This window comes from Ensifer sp. Root278 (assembly GCF_001429285.1).
GTDB lineage: Bacteria > Pseudomonadota > Alphaproteobacteria > Rhizobiales > Rhizobiaceae > Ensifer.
This window is the reverse complement of sequence record NZ_LMJJ01000023.1, coordinates 197,147-216,170: the sequence shown is the minus strand read 5'-3', so window position 1 is coordinate 216,170 and position 19,024 is coordinate 197,147. Positions and strand designations below refer to the sequence as shown.

Annotated in this window: 15 protein-coding genes; 7 read left to right on the top strand and 8 right to left on the bottom strand. The window is 63.9% G+C overall.

Annotated elements, in window-relative coordinates; all coding sequences use genetic code 11:
- Positions 1 to 26: 26 nt before the first annotated feature.
- The 7 genes from ASE60_RS17415 (at position 27) to ASE60_RS17385 (ending at position 8,826) form a co-directional block, all read left to right on the top strand.
- Positions 27 to 1,571: a sugar ABC transporter ATP-binding protein gene (locus tag ASE60_RS17415; RefSeq protein WP_057251799.1), complete on the top strand. Its 1,545-nt coding sequence runs from the start codon at positions 27 to 29 to the stop codon at positions 1,569 to 1,571.
- 28 nt (positions 1,572 to 1,599) lie between these two features.
- Complete coding sequence (locus ASE60_RS17410) at positions 1,600 to 2,589, top strand: ABC transporter permease (protein WP_057251798.1); 990 nt, start codon at positions 1,600 to 1,602, stop codon at positions 2,587 to 2,589.
- A 2-nt stretch (positions 2,590 to 2,591) separates the two neighbouring features.
- Positions 2,592 to 3,602: a sugar-binding transcriptional regulator gene (locus tag ASE60_RS17405; protein ID WP_057251797.1), complete on the top strand. Its 1,011-nt coding sequence runs from the start codon at positions 2,592 to 2,594 to the stop codon at positions 3,600 to 3,602.
- Positions 3,599 to 4,594, top strand: coding sequence for an aldo/keto reductase (locus tag ASE60_RS17400; protein WP_057251796.1), 996 nt, complete (start codon positions 3,599 to 3,601; stop codon positions 4,592 to 4,594). The genes ASE60_RS17405 and ASE60_RS17400 overlap by 4 nt, the downstream gene beginning before the upstream one ends.
- A 12-nt stretch (positions 4,595 to 4,606) precedes the next feature.
- Complete coding sequence (locus ASE60_RS17395) at positions 4,607 to 6,355, top strand: glycerol-3-phosphate dehydrogenase/oxidase (protein ID WP_057251795.1); 1,749 nt, start codon at positions 4,607 to 4,609, stop codon at positions 6,353 to 6,355.
- On the top strand, positions 6,352 to 7,170 hold the full coding sequence (locus ASE60_RS17390) for an aldolase (RefSeq protein ID WP_192494951.1): 819 nt from the start codon (positions 6,352 to 6,354) through the stop codon (positions 7,168 to 7,170). Before ASE60_RS17395 ends, ASE60_RS17390 begins: the two co-directional genes overlap by 4 nt.
- A 126-nt stretch (positions 7,171 to 7,296) precedes the next feature.
- Positions 7,297 to 8,826 carry an FGGY-family carbohydrate kinase gene (locus tag ASE60_RS17385; protein ID WP_057251793.1) on the top strand — a complete coding sequence of 510 codons (1,530 nt, stop codon included), beginning with the start codon at positions 7,297 to 7,299 and terminating at the stop codon, positions 8,824 to 8,826.
- Between the two features lie 106 nt (positions 8,827 to 8,932).
- Here the strand turns inward: ASE60_RS17385 and ASE60_RS17380 are convergent, their stop codons facing one another.
- The 8 genes from ASE60_RS17380 to ASE60_RS17345 all read right to left on the bottom strand — a co-directional run bounded on the left by ASE60_RS17380 (position 8,933) and on the right by ASE60_RS17345 (position 19,019).
- Entirely contained in the window at positions 8,933 to 9,559 is a 627-nt protein-coding gene (locus ASE60_RS17380) for an outer membrane protein (RefSeq protein ID WP_057251792.1), read from the bottom strand.
- 210 nt (positions 9,560 to 9,769) lie between these two features.
- Positions 9,770 to 11,107 carry a HAMP domain-containing sensor histidine kinase gene (locus tag ASE60_RS17375; protein WP_057251791.1) on the bottom strand — a complete coding sequence of 446 codons (1,338 nt, stop codon included), beginning with the start codon at positions 11,105 to 11,107 and terminating at the stop codon, positions 9,770 to 9,772.
- The gene (locus ASE60_RS17370; protein WP_057251790.1) at positions 11,104 to 11,778 is read right to left on the bottom strand and encodes a response regulator transcription factor; all 675 of its coding nucleotides are present in this window, start codon (positions 11,776 to 11,778) and stop codon (positions 11,104 to 11,106) included. The genes ASE60_RS17375 and ASE60_RS17370 overlap by 4 nt, the downstream gene beginning before the upstream one ends.
- 262 nt (positions 11,779 to 12,040) lie before the next feature.
- Positions 12,041 to 13,780 (bottom strand): M14 family metallopeptidase, encoded by a 1,740-nt coding sequence (locus ASE60_RS17365; RefSeq protein WP_057251789.1) that lies wholly within the window; start codon positions 13,778 to 13,780, stop codon positions 12,041 to 12,043.
- Positions 13,777 to 14,631 carry an ABC transporter permease gene (locus ASE60_RS17360; protein WP_057251788.1) on the bottom strand — a complete coding sequence of 285 codons (855 nt, stop codon included), beginning with the start codon at positions 14,629 to 14,631 and terminating at the stop codon, positions 13,777 to 13,779. Before ASE60_RS17360 ends, ASE60_RS17365 begins: the two co-directional genes overlap by 4 nt.
- Positions 14,632 to 14,635: 4 nt before the next feature.
- Positions 14,636 to 15,559, bottom strand: a complete 924-nt coding sequence (locus ASE60_RS17355) for an ABC transporter permease (RefSeq protein ID WP_057251787.1) — start codon at positions 15,557 to 15,559, stop codon at positions 14,636 to 14,638.
- Positions 15,560 to 15,619: 60 nt separating this feature from the next.
- Positions 15,620 to 17,152, bottom strand: coding sequence for an ABC transporter substrate-binding protein (locus ASE60_RS17350; RefSeq protein WP_057251786.1), 1,533 nt, complete (start codon positions 17,150 to 17,152; stop codon positions 15,620 to 15,622).
- A 46-nt stretch (positions 17,153 to 17,198) separates the two neighbouring features.
- On the bottom strand, positions 17,199 to 19,019 hold the full coding sequence (locus tag ASE60_RS17345) for an ABC transporter ATP-binding protein (RefSeq protein ID WP_057251785.1): 1,821 nt from the start codon (positions 19,017 to 19,019) through the stop codon (positions 17,199 to 17,201).
- Positions 19,020 to 19,024 lie beyond the last annotated feature (5 nt).

Sequence of the window (19,024 nt, the reverse complement as noted above, 5' to 3'; positions counted from 1 at the left end):
AGCCAATGATACGGGTGGAGGACGGCATGACAGCACAACCGGTTCTGGAGGTCCGGCGCGTCACCAAGCATTTCGGTGCGGTGAAGGCGTTGACCGAGGTGAATTTCCAGCTGGAGCGGGGAGAAATCCACGCGCTCTGCGGCGAAAACGGCGCCGGCAAATCCACGCTGATGAACATCATTGCCGGTGTGCTGCAGCCGAACGAGGGCGAGATCCTCGTTGACGGAGCACCTGTCAAAATAGGCTCTCCGGCGATCGCCCAGACGCTCGGGATCGGCCTCGTCCACCAGGAGATCGCGCTCTGCCCGGACGCGACGGTGGCAGAAAACATGTTCATGGCCGCCACCAATCGCCGCCGCTCGCCGCTGATGAATTACGGCGCGCTTGAGCGCGAGGCGCAAGGTGTGATGAACCGGCTGGCACCGATCGACGTCCGCCGGAAGGTCGCCGACCTCGGCATTTCCAGCCAGCAACTCGTCGAGATCGCCAAGGCGCTGACGCTCGACTGCCGCGTGCTGATCCTCGACGAACCGACGGCGGCGCTGACGGAAGCGGAAGCCCAGGCGCTGTTCGGCATCGTCCGCGATCTCAAGGCCGCGGGCATTTCGATCATCTATATCAGCCACCGCATGGCGGAGATCTTTTCGCTCTGCGATCGGGTCACCGTGTTTCGTGATGGTCGCCATGTGGTCACCGAGAAGATTGCGGACGTCACGCCTGATGACGTCGTGCGCCGCATGGTCGGCCGCGAGATCAGCCAGCTCTATCCGCCGAAACAGGCGCCGGAAGCGCGCTCGGGCGAACCCATCCTTTCGGTCCGCAACTTGAGCGACGGCGACCGCATCGACAGTGTTTCCTTCGATCTGAAGCGCGGCGAAATCCTCGGCATCGGCGGCCTGATCGGTTCGGGGCGCACCGAAATCGCCGAAGCGATCTGTGGTCTGCGGGCGAAATCGACGGGCGAGGTCGCTCTGCGCGGAAAGCCGCAGCGCATCGCCAATTACCGCGACGCGGTCAACGCCGGCATCGTCTACCTCTCCGAGGATCGCAAGGGCTCAGGCGTCTTCATCGACCTGTCGATCGCCCAGAATATCTCGGTCCTCGATCTGAAAACGCTGACTGGCCCGCTCGGATTGTTGAATTCCAGGGCCGAGGCCGATCTGGCGCGTGAGTTCGTCCGCCGCCTTGGCGTGCGCATGGGCGGCATCGACATGCCGGTCTCGTCGCTTTCGGGCGGTAACCAGCAGAAGGTGGCGATCGCCAAGCAGCTGGCCGTCCGCCCCCAGGTGATCCTGATGGACGAGCCGACGCGGGGCATCGACGTCGGCGCGAAATCCGAGATCCACCGGTTGCTGCGCGAGCTTGCGGAAACCGGCATCGGCATCGTCGTGATCTCGTCGGAACTGCCGGAGCTGCTCGGGCTCTGTGACCGGGTGCTGGTCATCCGCGAGGGCACGATTGCTGGCGCACTCGATGACACTGAAATGAGCGAGGAGGCGGTGATCCGCCTGGCGTCCGGCGTGACGCCGACGGATCGGATCGCGGCAGGCAGGGCAGCAAATGTCGCCTGAAAGAACGGAAAGAGCCGAGGAGGCGGAAATGGCAGTTGATACGATGGTTGCAACCGAGAGGGCGGTGCCGGCCTGGAAGCGCATTGGCACGATGCGCGAAGCCGGGCTGATCGCGATCATCCTGGCGCTTGGGCTCGTCATGAGCTTCGCATCGCCGCATTTTCTCACCTTCGGCAACATGCGCGCCATGCTGATGAGCTTCTCGGTCGAAGGCATCGTCGTCGTCGGCATGACGATCCTCTTGATCGTCGGCGGCATCGACCTTGCCGTCGGCTCGGTGGTCTGCTTCGCCATGGTGCTTGCCGGTTCGCTGTTTCTTGCCGGCGTCGATCCCTGGACGGCCTCGCTGGTCGGCATCCTCGCCAGCAGCATGATCGGCATGATCATGGGCTTCTTCGTCACCGTCGTCGGGCTCAACCACTTCATCACATCGCTGGCAGCGATGGTCATCGTGCGCGGCCTTTGCCTCGTCATCACCAAGGGCACGCCGCTGTCGCTCTTCACGCTGCCGGCCTCGTTCAAGGCGGTGGGGCAGGGCACCTTCCATGGTGTCCCCTATGTCATCCTGATCTTCGTCGCCGTCGTCATCCTCTTCGATTTCCTGCTCCGTCGGGCAACCGCCTTCCGCAAGGTGTTCTATACCGGTAGCAACGAGAAGGCGGCGCTCTACTCTGGCATCAAGACCAAGCAGGTGAAGTTCTGGGTGACGGTGCTCTGCTCGACGCTCGCCGGTGTCGCCGGCGTCGTCTACATGTCGCGCTTCGGAGCCGCGACGCCGACCTTCGGCGTCGGCATGGAGCTCAACATCATTGCGGCGGCCGTCATCGGCGGCGCCTCGCTCAACGGCGGCTCGGGCACGATCCTCGGCGCCATTCTCGGCATCGCGCTGCTTTCGGTCGTCACCAGTTCGTTGATCCTGCTCGACGTGTCCGTCTATTGGCAGGACATGATCAAAGGCTGCATTCTCTTAGCTGCCGTTTCCATCGACCACTTGCTGCACAAGCGGAAGGCCGTCTGAACATGCCGATTGCCAAATCCACGCTGTCCCCGGTTTCGAATGCGCGCGAAGAACTTGTCGTCGCAAGGCAGATGCACCAGGCGCTCGTCCTGCATTTCCTCGAAGGGCTGACCCAGTCGCAGATCGCCGACCGGCTCGGCATTTCGCAGCCGACCGTCAACCGGCTGATCAAGCGCGGCCGCCAGCTCGGCCTGGTCGAGATCAAGATCAAATCGCCGATCGAGCCGCTGGTCGACATGGAAGAGCAGCTGCTGGCGATCGGCGGCATCCGCCGTGCGATCGTCGTGCCCACTGTCTCCGACAACCAGCAGACCGCCCTTCAGGCGGTCGGCGAGGCGGCGGCGCGTCTGCTGCTCGAAGAGATCGGCGATGGTGACACCATCTGCATCACCGGCGGCAAGGGCGTCAGCGCCGTCGTTGCCGGGCTGCAGGCACCGCGCCGCTTCGATGTCGAGGTCATCCCGGCGACCGGCTGCGTCCAGGGCAAGCACTATACCGACGTCAACCACGTCTCGACGCTGATGGCCGACCGGCTCGGCGGCCGGTCCTTTCAGATCCATGCGCCGCTTTTTGCCGACAGCGCTGCCGAGCGGGCGATGCTGATCAATATGCGCGCGGTGGCCGACGTTTTCGGCAGGGCGCGAGAGGCGAAGGTCGCGGTGGTTGGCATCGGTTCGATCCTGTCAGACGATTCGAGCTACTACGACCTGCATCCGTCATCGAGCACCGACCGGGCGGCGATCGAGCGCTCCGGCGCGAGCTGCGAACTGCTCGCCCATCTGCTCGATGAACAGGGCCGCGTCTGCGACTACAGCCTCAACCGTTCGCTGGTGTCGCTGACGCTTGAGGAGTTTGCCTCGATCCCGACGAAGATCGGAGTGGCAAGCGGCCCGAACAAGGCCGGGCCGATCCTCAGCGTCATGCGCGGGCGGCATCTCGATACACTGGTGACGGACGAGGCGACCGGTGAGCGTGTGCTCGCCATGGCAAGCGAAAAGGGACTTCTGGCATGAGTGGGGAACAGTTGATGCGCGAGAGCGGCCGATCGGGCGTGAAGGCTTCGGCCGTCGGGCTCGGCACCTGGGCGATCGGCGGTTGGATGTGGGGCGGCACCGACGAGCGGGAATCGATCGCCGCGATCCAGGCCTCGCTCGACGCCGGCGTGACGCTGATCGACACGGCGCCCGCCTACGGCCTCGGGCGTTCGGAAGAAATCGTCGGCAAGGCGCTTGCCGGCCGGCGCGACAAGGCCATCATCGCCACCAAATGCGGTCTCGTCTGGCATACGGACAAGGGGCGGCACTTCTTCGACCAGGACGGCAAGCCGGTGCATCGCTACCTCGGCCGCGACGCCATCCGCCATGAGGTCGAGCAGAGCCTGAAGCGGCTCGGCACCGACTATATCGACCTCTACATCACCCACTGGCAGGACCCGACGACGCCGATTGAGGAAACCATGGCCGCCCTCGAAGAGCTGCGCCAGGCGGGCAAGATCAGGGCGATCGGCGCCAGCAATGTCGGCCGCGGCGAACTGGAACAATACATCGCAATCGGCGGGCTTGATGCGATCCAGGAACGCTTCAGCATGATCGATCGCGAGATCGAAGCCGATCTTTTGCCACTGACGAGGCGCAACGGCGTCGCGACGCTCAGCTATTCCTCGCTGGCGCTCGGTCTTCTTTCGGGCGGCATCGGGCCGGAGCGCGTCTTCTCGGGCGACGACCAGCGGCGCGATAATCCACGTTTCTCCGTCGGCAATCGCGAGAAGGTCGCAGCCTTTGCCAAGTCGATCCGGTCGATCGCCGAGAAACATGGCGCGACGATTGCCCAGATCGTGATTGCCTGGACGTTGGCACAGGAGGGCGTGACCTTCGCGCTCTGCGGTGCACGCAATCCGGGCCAGGCGCTCGACAATGCCCGAGCGGGTACGATCCGGCTCGACGAAGAAGACCTTAAGGGAATCGACGCGGCGATCGCGGCGAAGCTCGTCAACATGGACAGGTAACGGGCTGGCATCATGAACCGTGAAGAGATTTTCAACGGGCTCGTAGAGAGCCCGAAGGTGGACGTGTGCGTCCTCGGCGGCGGCATCAACGGCCTCAGCGTCTTTCGCGAGCTGGCGCTGCAAGGGATAAACGTGCTGCTCGTCGAGAAGCACGACTACTGTTCGGGCGCCAGTGCTGCGCTGTCGCGCATGGTGCATGGCGGCCTTCGCTATCTCGAAAACGGCGAGTTCAGCCTGGTGCGGGAATCGCTCGTCGAGCGTGACCGGTTGCTCAAGAACGCGCCGCATTACGTGGCGCCGCTTCCAACGACGGTGCCGATCTTCGATATTTTTTCCGGTCTCGCCAACGGGGCCGTGCGGTTTATGGGGCTGACCCGCCGTCCGAGCCGTCGCGGCGCCGTTGCGGTCAAGCTGGGCCTCGGCATCTATGATTTCCTGACGCGCAAGCGGGCCCTGATGCCGAAGCACGCCTTTCGAGGCCGGCGCGCGACGCTTGCCCGTTGGCCGGCGCTCAATCCCGACATCAAGAGTTCTGCCACCTACTACGACGCCTGGGTCAGCCAGCCGGAGCGTCTCGGTCTCGAGCTCCTGAAGGACGGACTTGCTGCCGGCCCACATGCCCATGCGCTCAACTATGCCGAACTGGTCCTTGCGGCGCCCGGGCGATACGAGCTGAAGGACGGTGTCAGCGGCGCGGTCGTTACGATCGAGCCCACGCTTATCATCAACGCCACTGGCGGCTGGATCGATATCGCCAACGGAGCGCTGTTTCCCTCGACGTCAAAGCCGGCGCCGCTGATGGGCGGCACCAAGGGATCGCATCTCATCATCGACAACCCGGCGCTGATGGAAGCGCTCGACGGCCATATGATCTATTATGAGAACGAGGATGGCCGCATCTGCATCCTCTTTCCCTATCTCGGCAAGGTGCTGGTGGGCTCGACCGATATCCGCGTCGACGACCCGGAAACGGTGCGCTGCGAACCGGACGAGCGTGACTACATCCTGCAGTCGCTCGCCTGGGTTCTGCCTGATATCAAGATCCGGCGGGAGGAGGTGGTCTTCCAGTTCTCGGGCGTGCGGCCGCTGCCGGCAAGCGAGGACAGTTTTACCGGACGCATCCCGCGCGACCATTTCTGCACCTTCGTCGAAGCAGTCGACGATGGCCCGCCGGTGCTGTGCATGATCGGCGGCAAGTGGACGACCTTCCGCTCCTTCGGCGAAATGGCGGCAGATCTCACATTGGAGCGTCTGGGCCGGGCGCGCCGTGTCAGTACCGGCGAACGCGCCATTGGCGGCGGGCGGCAGTATCCGTCCGATCGCGATACATGGATCGACGACGTCGCGGCATCCACCGGACTTTCGCGCGAGCGCATGCGCACGCTGTTTACGCGTTATGGAACGGGCTCGAGGCAGATCGCCGATTTCATCGCTGGCGGTGCCGATCACGCCTTGCCATATCCGGATTACTCCGCGCGGGAGCTGCAGTTCCTGGTCCGCAACGAGGCCGTCGAGCATCTCGACGATCTCCTGCTGCGCCGCACGACGCTGGCGATATCTGGCGAACTCTCGCTCGACATGGCCGACGCCGCACTCGCCTTGCTCGCGAGCGAAAAACACTGGTCGTTGCCCCTCGCCGATCACGAGCGCAAACGCTTTCTCACCCTCCTCGCCGAGCGCCATGGCGTCGACGAGGAAACCCTTTCCGCACGGAATGAACAAAGGAGTGCATTATGCGAAACAACAGCAAGGTCCGGATGAACCGTCTTTTCGGTGGTGGACGTTGCCTCGATGTCGCGATCGATCACGGCGTCTGCAATGAACCGTCCTTCCTCAATGGTCTCGAAGACATGTCCGCCGTGGTGAAGGCTCTGGTTGCGGCGGCACCGGACGCGATCCAGATGAACTATGGCCAGGCTGACCTCTTGCAGGACGTGCCCGGCAAGGACAAGCCGGCGCTCGTCATGCGTCTCGACATGGGCAACCCCTATAACCGCATCCGCCACCGGCACATGTGGGCGGTGCTGCAGAACGAGGCCGAGCCGCTGATCGGCGCGCTGGCGATGGACGCCGCCTGCGTCGTCGTCAACCTGTTCATGCTGCCGGACGAGCCCGATCTCTTCCGCCAATGCGTCGCCAATATCTCGCGGGTGCGGGCCGATTGCGACAAATACGGCATGCCGCTGATGATCGAGCCCCTGGTCATGCAGCCGGTGACCGAACAGGGCGGTTACATGGTCGATGGCGATGCCGAGAAGATCGTGACCCTGACCCGGCTTGCGCGCGAGATGGGAGCCGATATCGTCAAGGCGGACCCGACCACCAACGCGGAAGATTTCCACAGGGTCGTCGAGGCGGCGCGCTGCCCGGTCCTGGTGCGCGGCGGCGGCAAAGAAGATCTGCGCAACGTCTTTGCCAAATCGGCGGCCTTGATGCGCCAGGGCGCAATGGGCATGGTCTATGGCCGCAACATCTACCAGCACGCCAATCCGAGCGCCGTCGTGCGCGGGCTGATGGCGATCATCCATGAGGATGCGGGCGGCGAAGAAGCTTACGCGCTCTATCAGCGCGGCTGAGATTGGCTGGGACGGCATCGCGCCTCAGGGCGCGACGCCTCTTGTGACAGGGTGGAGCGCGTCGCCGTGGAGGACAGCGGCGACGTCTCGGTCGAACGGATTTAGAACCTTGGGAGGGGTTCGCGCATGGGAGAGTATCTGCTCGGGATCGACGCCGGGAACACCGTGATCAAGGCGGTGCTATTTGACCGAGAGGGCAACGAGATCGCGATGGCCGCTGAGGAAGGGCATAGCCAGGTTCCGACGCCCGGCCATGTCGAGCGAGGGCTCGGTGAGCTCTGGAGCCACGCAAAGGTGGTGATCCGCGCCTGTATCGAGCGTGCCGGTATCCGTGCTGATGAGATCGCTGCGATCGGCTGCGCTGGGCATGGCAACGGCCTCTATGCGCTCGATCGTAGCGGCGCGCCTTTGATCGGCATCCAGTCGCTCGATACCCGCGCAGCCGGCCTCGTGGAGGAATGGCAAGCCGAAGGCGTCGGCCAGCGCACCTATCCGATCGCCGGGCAGCGGCCCTGGCCATCGCAGACGCCGACGCTGCTTGCCTGGCTGAAACGCTTTCGCCCGGACCTCTTCGCTAAGATCGGCACGGTGTTTCTTTGCAAGGACTTCGTCGTCAATCGCCTGACCGGTGCCCGCGTCAGCGACGTCTCCGACATGAGTGGAGCGGGGCTGCTCGACGTCGCCGGGCGACGTTATGACGATGGGCTGATGAAGGCCTATGGCCTTCACGACTGCATGGATCTGTTGCCCGATCTCGCCGAAAGCGACGCGATCGTTGGAAGGGTGAGTGAAGAGGCAGCCGTGCAAACGGGACTGGCGGCCGGTACGCCTGTTGTCGGCGGCCTCTTCGACGTCGTCGCCTCGGCGATAGGATCCGGCGTGACAAAGACCGGAGCGGCCTCGATCATTGCCGGTACCTGGAGCATCAACCAGGTCATCATCGAAAAGCCGGACCTCAGCAATCCGATCTTCATGTTCTCGACCTTCGATCGAAACCGCTACATGGCGATCGAGGCGAGCGCGACGTCTGCCGCCAATCTCGAATGGCTGGTACGGGAACTGTTTCCACACGACGGCAAGGACGGCCGCTCACCCTTCGATCTGTGCTGCCAATTGGCGGCCGAGGTCGCGCCTGCGGCGAACGATCCGCTCTACCACCCGTTTCTCTATGGAGCGCAGCAGGATGGCAACGCGCGGGCGGGTTTCTACGGTGTCGCCGGCTGGCACACCAAGGGCCATCTGGTCCGTGCCGTGCTCGAAGGCGTCGCCTTCGGACATCGGCAGCACATCGCGACGATGCGAGCTGCAGGCGCGGGTTTCGACGAGGCGGTGCTCTCAGGCGGCGGATCGCGCAGCCTGATCTGGCCGCAGATCTTTGCGGATGTGCTTGATGTGCCGGTGACGGTCGCGCGTTCGCGCGAGACCGGCGCGCTTGGTGCTGCGATCACCGCGGGTGCCGGCATCGGTCTCTTTGCGGACATTTCCGCCGGAGCTGCGGCGATGGTGCAAACCGACCGCCACTACCGACCGAATGCCGCGCTCGGTGCACACTATGACCGGCGCTTCGCGATCTACGGTGAGATCGCCGCCGCCATGGCGCCGATCTGGCGCCGGCTGGCGACATCAGAGCCGTTGGCGAGGGAAGCGGCGGAGTGATCCGATTTCGGCGTGACGCCCTGCCGTTTGCCGGGCCTGCAACGGCAGGCCCCCTTTCGGGAAGGTCGTCGGCTTAGCAGGGCGCCGCTGCGAACCGGCGGCCCCGTCAGAAGCGCATGTTGATACCGGCCTTGATGACGTGGCTGTTGATGTCCTTTTCACTGGAGCCTGAAACGGTGCTGGTGCGGACATCGGGCGTCATGATGTAGTTGTACTCAAGCTTGGCCGACAGGCCGCCTGCGAAGGCTTGCTCGATGCCGGCGCCAACGAGATAACCGCCCTTGAAGCCGACGTCGTTGCGAACATCGCCGCCTTTCTTGTAGTTGGTCATCGCATAGCCGGCTGTGCCGTAGACGAGCGTCTGGTCGAAGGTGAGGCCGGCCTTCGCCTTGATCGCACCGCGCCATTTTTCCTTGAGCTTGCCACCATTGACCTTGTGCTCCGTGTCGCCGAGGTAGGAGCCCTCGATCTCGGCACCGACGATGCCCGGGCCCGCCTGCATGTTGTAGCCGGCCTGGACGCCGAGCGCGACGCCATTGCGATCGGCGAAGGGATTGGGGCTGCCGCTGAAGCCGAGGCCACCATGCGCACCGACATAGGCGCCGCTCCAGCTGAATGCTGGCGGATCCTGATAATCGGGCACGGAGAAGTCGGTCGCCTGGGACTGCTGGACGCCGAGGAAGGTTAGCAGGGTGAGACTGGACCAGATCGAAAACTTGCTGGATTGCCGCATGATATTGCTCCGTGGATTGGATTAGGGCGCCCTTCGCGGCGCTTTCGCTCTTCCAATTCGCGTCTCGTGCCGGGTAGCGTGGTCGCGAAGCTTGGAAGATGCGCATCCTTTGTCGGCTCCACGGATTGCGCCAACATTGCACAAATTACCTAAGCTGCTGATTTCGTTATTAATTGTCTATTAATCATGTTGGGAGCCGCGCGATCTGTATCATGCCGCGGGCAAGGTGATGCGGAAGCAGGCGCCGCCGGCGGGTTCATCGACAACGGAAATGTGGCCCTTATGCCGACCGACGATTTCGCTGACCAGATGCAGGCCGAGGCCGGCGCCGTGGTCGCGTGGCTGCAGGCGATGGAACGGCTCGAAGATGCGTTCACGCTCGCGTTCGGGAATGCCGGGGCCTTCATCGGTGACCTCGATCACGCCGCCGCGTTCGACGCGGATGGTGATGAGACCACCGGCATGCTCGATGGCATTGCGCACCAGATTGGTGACCGCCCGCTCAATGGCGCCGGCATCGCCGCGCGCAACGACACGCTCGACGTCCGAGGCGAAGGAGAGTTCGCAGCCGGCCGAAAGCGCGAGCGGCGCGAGGTCGGCGGCGACGTCACGGCACAGCGACACTAGGTCGAGCGTGGAAAAGTCCGCGCCATCGCGATCGATCCGCTCAAGGTCCAGCAACTGTTCCGCAAGCCCCGCGATGCGATTGGAATCGATCAACAGGTGGTTTCTGAGCGGCCCGGCGTCCATGCTTTCCAGCCGCGTCTGCAGGATGGCGACCGGAGTCCTCAGTTCATGCGCCGCATCCAGAATGAAGCGCTGTCGCCGTTCGTACCCCTCGTCGAGTCGCTGCAGCGCGCCATTGAATGCCTCGACCAGCGGACGCACTTCGCCGGGAACCCGATGATCGGACAAGCGGGCGCCGCGGCGATCGACGTCGATCTTCTTGGCCTGATCGACCATATCGGCGAGGCCGGCAAAGGCACGCCTGACGATGATCGGGATGGCAAGGGCCGGGATCAGCACGACGATGAGCACGATCGGCAGCAGCACCAGGTTTGCCAGCAGGAAAACCGCGAAGGACGCGCTCCACAACCGGCCGCCGCCGGCGAGCACCGTGTAGGTTCCGCTTTCCGTGGTCACCGAGCGCACGATCGACGAGAGCGTGTAGGGCTCGACGCTGTCTCGGATATCGCCAAAGGCGATCCGATCCAGATGTTCGCCAATGCCGCGATAGGCGTCCGGCACGGGGCCGCTGCGGATCATGTCGCCGCGTTCGTTTCTCGCGACGAACCAGAAATCCGGCGACTCGGCCCGCATGGCGAGCAATTGCGGTGTCTCGACCAGCGTCAGTCCACCCGCGGGCTGCGAGCGGATCGCTCCGGCGGCGACCGAAGCTGCGTCGGCATCGAGGAACTTTCCGCCAAGATCGGCGCGCGTCAGCAATGCCATGAGGCCGGCGATGACCGCCATCAACAGCAGCACCTGAAAGGTGAGGATCTGCCAGATCAGGCGCTTCTTCAACGAGTTGACGGATGACGTGCTCATGGCGAAGGCCTCAACAGATAACCAACGCCGCGGATGCTGTGGATCTCCACGCCGGCGCCGGTGTCGGCAAGCTTCCGGCGTAGTCGCGAGACATGCGCGTCGAGCGAGTTGGATTGGATCTCGTCATCGTAGCCGTAGACAGACTCCTCCAAGGTCGAGCGCTGCACCGTGCGGCCCTGCCGCCGCGCCAGCGTTTCCAGTACCAGCAGTTCGCGACGGGGCAGGTCAAGCAACTGGCCGTTCACCTGCGCCTGCCTGCCGTCGAAATCGAAGACGAGTTTGCCGATGCGCGCCGTCATGGGGGCGATATCCGGCGAACGCCGCATGAGGGCGCGGATCCGCGCCAACAGTTCTTCCACGGCAAAGGGCTTGGCGAGGTAGTCGTCGGCGCCCATGTCGAGGCCACGGACACGCTCGTCGACCGCGCCACGCGCGGTCAGAACGATCACGGGAATTCCGGATTTCAGCGCACGGACGCGCGGGATCAGTGACAGCCCGTCGCCATCGGGCAATTGGCGATCGAGGATGATGCCGTCATGCACGTGATTGGCGAGCGCCGCCAATGCATGGTCGAGCGTTGGCGCATGATCCAGGATCATGTCGTAGCGACCGAGCGCGGCGCTGAGCGCCGCCGCCATTTCCAGCTCGTCCTCGACAAGGAGCAGGCGCATTGAATTCTCCGAATACGATAGATGTTGCCTCACGTCTGGTCGACGAGGATTGCAGCAACGTTGCGGCGCATGGGTGCGCGGGCGTGTGCCGGTTCTAGCGGGACACGCAATGGCACGGCAATGCAGCCTCGTCAGGCTTTACCGTATTCGGTGGTGGGGCGTCGGATGGCCAAAATCGCCAGCGGCGGCTTGTCGCTTGCGGGGAACGCTCAAGGGGTCGGCTTTTGGGCGGCGGCACTGGATACCGTCGCCCTGTGAGGCTTTAGGCGATGGCCATCATCCGCTGAAACGCGTCGTAGGCGGCAAGCACCGTTTCCTTCTGGGCGTCGTGGCCAGCGATGAAGGCATCGCCATAGATGGTCTCGTCCGGATATTCGGTGATCAGCGTCAGCGGCGCCGTGTGGCGGTCGTCGACCGAGATCATGCAGGGAAAGCCGTTGATGATCCGGAAGCCGGTTTCGCCGGCGTGGGTCTCGTAGAGCGCGATCTGCGCGTCGTTATAGGCGCGCAGGCCAGGAACCTTGGCGAGCCGCTCGGTGACTGCCTCGACCAGCCGTTCGGCGCGGTCGGTCCAATCGGCATGATGGCGCATGATCAGGAAGAAGCCCTTGGGCAGCGTCCACATGGCGAAGCCCCGCGGCACGTAGCCCGAAAGCGGCCGGGTCCATTCGTGCGAGGGATAGCCGTGCAGGTTGACGTGCAATTGTGCGCCGGTCAGGCGTTCGGCTTCCTTGCGGATTTCGCGCTCGTTGAGCGCTGCGCCAGTGCGGTATTCGAGGTCATCGCCAAGTGCTGTGTAGCGGGCGGCGTGATGCATGTGCAGCGGATTGTCCACCCGCAGCCGCTGGTGCACGGCGTAGCCGTCGGGGTTTTCGAGCGGCGAGATGGTGAAATGGGTGCCTGAGCGGGCGGCAAGCGCCTGGGCTGCGCGCAGCACCCCGACGATGCCGGTCGTCTCGTTCGGATGCTGGCCGCCGCTGATCATGACCGGCGCATCAGTCCCCTTGTGGTAGCGGGCCTTCACCGGCCGGCCGGCGCGCGACTGTGCCTCGAAGGGCTGGCCATCGATCGCGGCGAGTTCCGTGTGGATCTGCGCCACCGTCAGCGGCGCTTCGGCGGTTTCGAGCGTCTGGGCTTCGCCCTCGGCATCCCCTGCCTGCAAGGGCCGCGCTTCGACGACGACGGTCGGCTTGCCGACGCCAAAGACGATCTCCGGTATGATCTGACCGGGTTTCAGCCCGCGGTCGCCGAGGGGACGACCGGACTTCTTCTGGAAGACTTCGAGCAGCGAGAAATAGAAGTCCTCGTGCAGCGCCTCACGAAGGCTCAAGACCTCTTCGCCGACGGGCAGGCGGAAGTCGGTGATCGGCAGGGTCACGCGGATGTTGAGCTCTTCGAAATAGGGCTCGCTATCGCCCCAGGCATAGTCGGCAATTGCCCGCATAGTGCCCGCGAAGAGCCGCTCATAGTCGGTTTCGAGATGGCATTCGCGACATTTGTCGCAGCCTTCGTCGAGACGAATCCACCCGGTCGGCGACAGCAGAGTTTCACCGACGAAGTCGGTATGGATACGGTTTGGCGCGAAGACGGCGTGGCTTTGCTGGCGCCCATCGCGGAAAGTCAGCGCGACGTCGTAGGTGAAGGCCGGCTTGCTGCCGGCCTCGAAGCGGATATCGGCATCGCCGACCAGAGCGGCAAGCGGATAGGCTTCGAGCAGGAAGCGGTTCTGCGCAGCACCCTCATGCTGGGGATAGCCGACGACGACGCTGGCGAGCGCATTGCGGTCGACCTCTTCGAGGAAGAAATGCAGCAGCGGCTTGTAGGCGCTCCTGAGTGTCGCCTTCACGCCAAAGCTGGCGAGCTTCTGTTCCGCCGCCTTGCGGCTAGCGGCATCGTCGAAGAGCCAGGCTTCGACTTTGGTGCCGCGGGCCGCTTCCTTGCCGTAGGTGGTGAGAAGGGTATCGAGCGTGCGCTCGAAGGCGCCTTCGAAAATCGTCGTCATCGTGAAGTTCTACCGGTTGGGTCGAGGCTGTCGCGCAGCCAGTCGCCGAGAAGATTGAGGCCGAGGACGGTGAGCAGGATCGCCAGGCCCGGGAAGACGCTGACCCACCAGGCGTTCTGCAGGTAGGTGCGGCCGTCGGCGAGCATGCCGCCCCAACTCGGGATCAGCGGATCGACGCCGAGGCCGAGGAAGGTAAGGCTGCTTTCAAGCAGGATGTTGTTGGCGACGTTCAAGGTCATCAGCACGATGACCGGGCCGATCAGGTTGGGCAGCAGGTGCTGGAACAGGATCTTGTAGTCGCGCACGCCGATGGCGCGGGCCGACTGGATGAATTCGCGCTCGCGCAGCGACAGCACCGAACCGCGAACCAGCCGGGCATATTGCACCCACTGCGAAACGATCAGGAGGATGATGGTGTTGGTCAGCCCGCCGCCGACGATGGCGATGAAAGTGATCGCAAGCAGGATGAAGGGGAGCGCGAGTTGAACGTCGGCAAAGCGCATGACGAGCATATCCCAGAAGCCGCGATAGTAGCCCGAAACGAGCCCCATGACCACGCCGACGACGACGGCGCCGGCAACCGAGGTCAGGCCGACGAGCAGCGAGATCTTGCCGCCGGCAACCACGCGGGCGAGCACGTCGCGGCCGAGCGGGTCGGTGCCGAGCGGATGGGCCCAGTTGACGAAGGGCGGCGTCAGCCGCGCCAACAGGTCGATCTTGTCGACGCCACCCGGAAAGAGCACGCCGGAGAAGACGACGGCGAGGCAGATGCCGCCAGTCAGAAGCGCGCCGAGGATGAATTCGAGATTGCGGAAGCGGGCGAAACGGGTGTTTGCAGCCTTGGTGGTCATCGGCTCACTCCGTCCGGATGCGCGGATCGACGAGGCCATAGGCGATGTCGACCAGGAGATTGACGAACACGATCATCAGGGAAAGCACCGTGATGACCGCCTGAAGCACGGGGTAGTCGCGCGAGGCGACCGCATCGAAGGCGAGCGTGCCCATGCCCGGCCAGTTGAAGACGAGTTCGACGACGACGATGCCGCCGAGCAGGCCGCCGAACTGCAGGCCGAAATAGGTGATCAGCGGGATCGCGCAATTGCGCAGCGCATGCTTGTAGAGCACTTTGGTCTCACTGAGGCCCTTGGCGCGGGCAACCATGATGTATTGCGACTGCAGGGTTTCCAGCATCGCGGTGCGCACCAGGCGCACATTCGTCGCCGTCAGGATGATGCCCATGGTCAGCGCCGGCATGATGAAGCTCGCAAAGCCGTCCATGCCGCTCGGTGGCAGCCATTTCAGAACGATCGAGAACAACAGCACGAGCATGATCGCCAGCCAGAAGTTCGGGAAGGACAGGCCGATCAGCGATAGGATGCGGATCGTCTGATCTGCCCACTTGCCGCGCGCAACGGCGGCGCGGATACCGAGCGGGATGGAAATCGCGATAGAGACGATCAGCGAGGCGAAAGCGAGCAGCATGGTCGCCGGCAGGGCAGAGGCAATCAGCTGCGAAACCGGGGTGCCGCCGAGGAAGGAGCGGCCGAAATCGAGCGTGAACATGCCTTTGATGAAGTCGGCATATTGCGAAAGGAAGGGCTGGTTGAGGCCGAGCCCCTCGCGGATGCGCACGAGGTCTTCCTCAGTCACGCTGCCGGCGCCCTGCGCCAGCATCAGGGCCGGGTCGCCGGTGAACCGGATGGCATAGGAAACGGTCAGTGTCACGACGAACACGACGAAGACCGCCTGCAGAAAACGTTTGATCAGAAATCCGGCCAAGTGACCCGCCCTTTAAAGAAAATGGTCCGCCGCCTCACGCGCGGCGGCGGACCGGATTGTTTACTCGACCGTCACGTCCGTGAGCCGTAGGCGGCTGTCCGGCACCGGGGTGAAGTTCTTGACGCGCTTGCTCACGCCGAAGATGGCATTGAGGTTGTAAAGCGGCATCTCGAGCGACCGGTCGGCGGCGTAGTTGGCGATCTGCTTGAGGATCTCCTCGCGCTTGGCCCGATCGGTGATCGAACGCTGGGATTCGAGCAGCTTGTCGAGTTCCGCATCCTGGTCGTAGGGATTCCACTTTTCGCCGGAGTGGTACATGGAGTAGGCGGTGTTGTCGTAGTCGAGTGTCCAGCCACCCCAGGACTGCTGGAACATCGCGCCGGTCTTGCCGGCCGGGATGATGTCGTTCAGCAGAACGTTGGTTTCATAGGGCTTGATCGTCGCGTTGATGCCGATCAGCTGCAGGTAGCTGGCAATCGCCTGTACGACCTCGTTGAAGGTCGCATCGTTGCCGCGAACGTCGATCTGCACGGAGGCGCCCGGCGCAACACCGGCTTCCTTCAGAAGGGCCTTGGCCTGTTCGGGATCGTAGGGAAGCGGCTTCATCGCCGGGTCGAAGCCGAAGGAGAGCTTGCCCTGGAAGCTGGCGATCGGGTCCGCCTGGCCGCCGAGGATCGACTGGATGATGGTGTCGCGGTCGACGCCGAGGATGAGCGCCTTGCGGACCTTCGGATCCTTGGTGATGCCGTCGCGGGTGTTGAAGCGAAGAGCGTAGACCGTCGGGCCGGCGCTGGTGATGATCTCCAGGTTGCTGTCGTCCTGGATGGTCGGGATCATGCCGATCGGAATGGTCGGCGGGATCACGAGATCGACGCGGCCGGCCTGCAGTTCGGCAACGGCGGTCGCCGGCTCCGAGATGAAGCGGTAGTTGAGGTTCGAAAGCTTCGGCGCGCCGCCCCAATGATCGGCAAAGGCTTCGAGCTTGATGCCGACCTTCGGCTCGTAGGAGACGAACTTGAACGGGCCGGTACCAACCGGATGGGCGTTGAAATAGTCCTCGCCCTTCTCCTGGATGTACTTCGGCGGCACGATCATTGCGCCATAGCCGGCAAGCTTGGTGAGCAGCACCGGATCCGGGGTCTTCAGATGCAGATCGACAGTCTTCTCGTCGATGATCTCGACCTTTTCGATCACGGCATAGTTGGACTTCTGCGGGCCCTTCGAGCCTTCCTCGCCGAGCAGGCGGTCGAAGGTGAATTTTACCGCTTCGGCATTGAATGGCTCGCCATTGTGGAACTTGACGCCTTCGCGCAGCGTGAAGCGCAGGCGCTTGCCGCCGTCGAGCTCTTCCCACGCGGTGGCAAGGCCGGGCACGAGTTTGAGATCCGGGCCGCGATAGGTGAGGCCGTCATAGATGTTGGTGGCGACGGACGCCCAGTTGACGAGGAAGGTGTCGACCGGGTCCCAGCTACCCGGATCCTGCGGCGACGACACCGTCAGCGTGCCTGCGGCAAAGGCCGGGGCTGCGGTCATGAAACTGCCGGCCATCGCGAGGGCGATGAAGGCGGCGTGGATCCCCTTTTTGTTGATCATTTACTCACTCCTGTTTCGACAGCCTTCTTCTGAAAAAGAAAGCGGCTCACGCACCCTTGGCCACGAAATGGCCGGGGGCGATTTCTTTGCGGGGCAGAACCGCGGGTTCGTTGCCGACGCGACGTATCGGGCTCGGGATTTCGCCTTCCAGCAAAGCGCGCTCGCGGCCCTTGCCGGGCTCGGCGACCGGGACGGCGGAAAGCAGCCGGCGGGTATAGGGATGGGATGGCGTTTCGAAGACCTGCTGGCGGCTGCCGAATTCCATGATCTGGCCGAGATAGAGCACGGCGACGCGATGGCTCATGCGCTCGACCACCGCCATGTCATGGCTGATGAAGAGATAGGCGAGGCCTTCCTGCTCCTGCAGCTCCATGAAGAGGTTGATGATCTGCGCCTGGATGGAGACGTCGAGGGCGGACAGCGCTTCGTCCGCGATGATCAGCTTCGGGCGCGAGGCGAGCGCTCGGGCGATGCAGACGCGCTGGCGCTGGCCGCCGGAGAACTCGTGCGGATAACGCCGGGCGTGCGCGGCCGTCAGGCCGACACGCTCGAGCAGTTCATGCACGCGCTTTTCGATATCCTTTTCGCCGAGGATCAGCCCATGGGTGCGGATCGGCTCGGCGACCGAGAAGCCCACGGTCTTGCGCGGGTCGAGCGAGGCGAACGGGTCCTGGAAGATGTACTGGATTTCCTGCTTCAGTCTCTGCCGCTCGGCATAGCTCATCGCCGAGACGGGCCGGCCGTCGAAGAGGATCTCGCCCGATGTCGCGTTCTGCAGCTGCTGGATCGTGCGGCCGATCGTCGACTTGCCCGAGCCGCTTTCGCCGACGAGCGCCAGCGTTTCGCCTGGGAAGATGTCGAAGCTGACGTTTTCGATCGCGTGCACGCGGTGCGTCGCCTTGCCGAAAAGGTTCTTGCGCACGTCGAAACGGGTGACGAGATCGCGCACCGAGAGGATTGGTGCGGCCTCATAGCGGGCGGTGCGCTGGATATGGACGTCGCCGACGCGCTTCGGCTCGCCGTCGACCATCATGGTCAGCGGCAGGCGCTTCGGGAATTCTTCGCCCACCATGCTGCCGAGCTTCGGCACGGCGGAAAGCAGCGTCTGGGTATAGGGGTGCTTGGGAGCGGCGAAGATCTCGTCGACCGGACCTTCCTCGACCTTGCGGCCTTTCCACATCACAACGACGTCGTCGGCCATCTCGGCGACGACGCCCATATCATGGGTGATGAAGATCACCGCCATGCCGAGTTCCTTCTGCAGGTCCCGGATGATTGTCAGGATCTGCGCCTGGATAGTGACGTCGAGCGCCGTGGTCGGCTCGTCGGCGATCAGCAGCTTCGGCCGGCAAGCGAGCGCCATGGCGATCATGACGCGTTGGCGCATGCCACCGGAAAGCTGGTGCGGATAGCGGCCGATCAGTTCGGCGCTGTCGGGAAGGCGGACCATGTCGAGCAGCCGACGCGTCTCGGCGAGCGCCTCGGCCTTGGTCATCTTCTCATGCAGCATCAGCACTTCGGCGACCTGGTCGCCGATGGTGAAGACCGGGTTCAGCGAGGTCATCGGCTCCTGGAAGATCATGGCGATCTCCTTGCCGCGGATCGCACGCATGGTCTTCTGCGGCGCGCTCGTCAGGTCGATCTCGCCACCCTTGCCGCGAAACAGAATGCGGCCTGAGGGGAACTGGCCACCCATCATGTCGGATAGCCGCATGATCGACAGGGACGTCACGGATTTGCCGGAACCGGATTCGCCGACGATCGCGAGCGTCCGCCCGGGCGTGACCGTGAAGCTTAGATCTTCGACGACGGGGTTGCCGTTGAAGGCAACGGAAAGCTTCTCGACGGCGAGCAGGGGCGCAGGCATTTCGA

Excerpts from the sequence above, each read along its gene's own strand:
- ASE60_RS17410 (WP_057251798.1), top strand. The coding sequence starts at position 1,600 with ATGGCAGTTGATACGATGGTTGCAACCGAGAGGGCGGTGCCGGCCTGG.
- ASE60_RS17395 (WP_057251795.1), top strand. The coding sequence starts at position 4,607 with ATGAACCGTGAAGAGATTTTCAACGGGCTCGTAGAGAGCCCGAAGGTG.
- ASE60_RS17385 (WP_057251793.1), top strand. The coding sequence starts at position 7,297 with ATGGGAGAGTATCTGCTCGGGATCGACGCCGGGAACACCGTGATCAAG.
- ASE60_RS17405 (WP_057251797.1), top strand. The coding sequence starts at position 2,592 with ATGCCGATTGCCAAATCCACGCTGTCCCCGGTTTCGAATGCGCGCGAA.
- ASE60_RS17415 (WP_057251799.1), top strand. The coding sequence starts at position 27 with ATGACAGCACAACCGGTTCTGGAGGTCCGGCGCGTCACCAAGCATTTC.
- ASE60_RS17390 (WP_192494951.1), top strand. The coding sequence starts at position 6,352 with ATGAACCGTCTTTTCGGTGGTGGACGTTGCCTCGATGTCGCGATCGAT.
- ASE60_RS17345 (WP_057251785.1), bottom strand. The coding sequence starts at position 19,019 with ATGCCTGCGCCCCTGCTCGCCGTCGAGAAGCTTTCCGTTGCCTTCAAC.
- ASE60_RS17350 (WP_057251786.1), bottom strand. The coding sequence starts at position 17,152 with ATGATCAACAAAAAGGGGATCCACGCCGCCTTCATCGCCCTCGCGATG.
- ASE60_RS17370 (WP_057251790.1), bottom strand. The coding sequence starts at position 11,778 with ATGCGCCTGCTCCTTGTCGAGGACGAGCTGGAAATGGCGGCGGCGCTC.
- ASE60_RS17360 (WP_057251788.1), bottom strand. The coding sequence starts at position 14,631 with ATGACCACCAAGGCTGCAAACACCCGTTTCGCCCGCTTCCGCAATCTC.
- ASE60_RS17400 (WP_057251796.1), top strand. The coding sequence starts at position 3,599 with ATGAGTGGGGAACAGTTGATGCGCGAGAGCGGCCGATCGGGCGTGAAG.
- ASE60_RS17365 (WP_057251789.1), bottom strand. The coding sequence starts at position 13,780 with ATGACGACGATTTTCGAAGGCGCCTTCGAGCGCACGCTCGATACCCTT.
- ASE60_RS17380 (WP_057251792.1), bottom strand. The coding sequence starts at position 9,559 with ATGCGGCAATCCAGCAAGTTTTCGATCTGGTCCAGTCTCACCCTGCTA.
- ASE60_RS17375 (WP_057251791.1), bottom strand. The coding sequence starts at position 11,107 with ATGAGCACGTCATCCGTCAACTCGTTGAAGAAGCGCCTGATCTGGCAG.